The organism is Acidithiobacillus sp. TH-A35 (assembly GCF_057473505.1).
Genome location: NZ_JBYCKR010000163.1, coordinates 1 through 2,856, shown reverse-complemented (window position 1 = coordinate 2,856; position 2,856 = coordinate 1). Strand labels below are relative to the sequence as shown.

3 protein-coding genes are annotated in these 2,856 nt (G+C 60.9%); all 3 read right to left on the bottom strand.

Features of this window, described 5'->3' with window-relative positions; translation table 11 throughout:
• Nucleotides 1-914: deoxyguanosinetriphosphate triphosphohydrolase (locus tag AC2VNK_RS05640; protein WP_486883126.1), on the bottom strand; the 914-nt coding region annotated here is incomplete at its 3' end.
• A complete protein-coding gene (gene thyX, locus AC2VNK_RS05635; protein ID WP_486883125.1) occupies nucleotides 907-1,746 on the bottom strand; it encodes an FAD-dependent thymidylate synthase in 840 nt (279 codons plus the stop codon). The genes thyX and AC2VNK_RS05640, both read right to left, overlap by 8 nt.
• Nucleotides 1,739-2,833, bottom strand: a complete 1,095-nt coding sequence (gene aroB / locus AC2VNK_RS05630) for a 3-dehydroquinate synthase (protein ID WP_486883124.1) — start codon at nucleotides 2,831-2,833, stop codon at nucleotides 1,739-1,741. Before aroB ends, thyX begins: the two co-directional genes overlap by 8 nt.
• Nucleotides 2,834-2,856 lie beyond the last annotated feature (23 nt).

The following is a 2,856-nucleotide window of genomic DNA, read 5'->3' as shown; positions in this document are numbered from 1 at the left end:
TGTTTGAGGGTGGCGACTTCGTGGGCGATGGCTGGGCTGTGGGCGGCGAGGGGTCGCGGCGCGGCCCGCACTTCCGCAATCGTGGCGATGCCCTCTGCGGCAATGCGGCGCCGGGTTTCATCGACCAGATCGCGGATGAGCAGATCGATGAGGCGGCGGCCCGTTTCGTGACGCAATATGGTCTGGGAAGCGTCGGGATAACGTTGCTGTACCCCAGCAAAAATAGCCCCGTACAAGGTGCTGGCGCAGAGTTCTTCCCGGTTCAGCAGACCGGCACGCAGGCCGTCGTCGATGTCATGGTTGTTATAGGCGATTTCATCGGCGAGATTGGTGATCTGCGCCTCCAGACTGGGCTGGGTGCCCTGCAGAAAGCGTTCACCCACATCTCCCAGATCGGCAGCTTTGCTTTTGGCGCAGTGCTTGAGAATGCCCTCGCGGGTTTCAAAGCTCAGGTTCAGGCCTGGAAAGTCGCCATAGCGCTTTTCCAGGTGGTCCACGATCCGCAGGGACTGGATGTTGTGTTCGAAACCACCGAGGTCGGCCATGCACTCCTGCAGGGCATCCTGTCCGGCATGGCCAAAAGGGGTGTGACCGAGATCGTGGGCCAGGGCAATGGCTTCGACCAGATCCTCATTCAGGGCCAACTGGCGGGCGATGGCGCGGCCCACCTGTCCTACTTCCAGGCTGTGGGTGAGGCGGGTGCGGTAGAGATCGCCCTCGTGATTTACAAAGACCTGGGTCTTGTATTCCAGGCGGCGGAAGGCACCGGAGTGGATGACCCGGTCCCGGTCGCGCTGAAAGGCGCTGCGACCGGCGGGCGGCTCCTCCGCATGTTTGCGGCCACGGCTCTGCGCGGGGTCGGCGGCATAAGGCGCCAATCTCCCGGACTGGCCTGGAGAGACGGGGTCAGGCATGCCCGAACGATTCCTGCACCGCGGCACTGGCGGCGGATTCGTCTATCACCCGCTGCATGGTTTCGGCGAGCAGAGGCAGGCGCGTGGCGAACAGCGCAAAGGCCGCATCGGCATATTCGCGGATTTCATACTGGGCATCTTGCTTGCGCCGCAGCTTGAAAAAGTTCATCAGGCTGCGGAAGTTGACCGTCCAGTAGACATCCGAGTAGGCGGCGACCGGCATCACGTTGCGCAGAAGCTCGCGGGCCCGGCCGCGGTATGGGTCGCGTCCGCCTTCTTTGGGGCCCAGCTCGCCGGTTTCGCGCGCCAAATCAATGCGGCTGCAAGCCGCATTGTATTGCTGCTCGTACCAGGCGAAGAGCTGCGCCATCAGCGCTTCATATTCGCCCATGGCAGCCTCGTCCAATACCGCAAAGCCATCTACGGTGCGTGCGGCGGCATCGGGCACGTAGGCGATGGAGAGAGGCTTGCGATAGCGCATGGAAAACTCGTTCCAACTGGAAACGCGGTGTTTAACCCACTGGCGCAGCACAAAAATCGGTGCGATGAAGCGGAAGCGGAAGTATACGGTCTCGAAGGGAGTGCCGTGCTGATCGCGCAGTAACTGGTAGAGCAGGGCGCGGTCGCGTTCCGAAAATTCGTGCCCGCTGCGGAGACGCTGGTTAGTGGTGCTGATGCGCGCGGTATTGATGATGGTGGCTTCGTCACCCCAGGTCTCTTCCAGCTCGATGAAACCGAAATTGCCAATACGGCGGGTGCCGCCGGGGTTCAGCGCGATGCGTTGCGCCATTTCCTTTTGCAGCTCCGCGGTTGCTTTATTGATCTCATGCATGTCCATGCTCCATGAAGGCCTGAAGGGTTTGGGTGACAGCGGCCGGGGGGACATCTCCGGTGATGACCGCACTCCCAATGCCGCGCAGCAGGATGAAACGCACCCGGCCCCCCTCCGCTTTCTTGTCAACGCGCATAAAGCGGAGATAATCGGCGACGGGGAGTGTGGGGGCCAGTGTGGGTAATCCAGCGGCCTTGATGAGGGCGTAGATACGATCCTGCTCACTCTCCCGAATCAGATCGAGACGGCGCGAAAGATCTGCTGCCATGACCATGCCGATAGCCACTGCTTCGCCATGCAGGTACTGGCCGTAGCCGGTCACCGCCTCAATGGCATGACCAAAGGTATGACCGAGGTTGAGAATGGCGCGCACCCCGCCCTCTAGCTCGTCGCGTGCCACGACGTCAGCCTTGTCTTTGCAGGAGTATTGGATCACTTTGGCCAGGGCGTCGGCCTCCCGGGCGAGCACAGCATCCATGTGGTCTTCGAGCCAGGAAAAAAAGCCCTGGTCGTTAATCAGGCCATATTTAATGACCTCGGCCAGTCCTGAGCGTAATTCCCGGTCAGGCAGGCTGTCCAGGGTGTCGGTGTCGGCGATCACGGCACGTGGCTGGTAAAAAGCGCCGATCATGTTTTTACCCAGGGGGTGATTGACCCCCGTTTTGCCACCGACAGAGGAGTCCACCATGGCGAGCAGGGTGGTCGGCACCTGAATGTAGGCTACTCCGCGCTGATACACTGCGGCGGCGAAGCCGGTGATGTCTCCCACGACGCCGCCGCCGAGGGCGCAGAGGGTGCAGTCACGGCCGTAACCTGCGCTCAGCAGGCGCCCGGTGATTTCTTGGATATTCGCGAGAGATTTGCTCTCCTCGCCGGCCGGCAGGATGATGACCAGCAAGTCTTTTTCGAGTTTCTGCAGGGTTTTTTGCAGCGTCTCCAGATAGAGTGGAGCGACATTGCTGTCCGTGATAATCGCGACCGGACCTTTGCTCAGGGCGGGAGCGAAAAGAGTCGGATCGGAGAGGATGCCGGTGCTTATGTGGATGGGGTAACTGCGCGGACCCAGATCGACGCGAAGACTATGCATAATGTTTACTCTTATAGACCGAT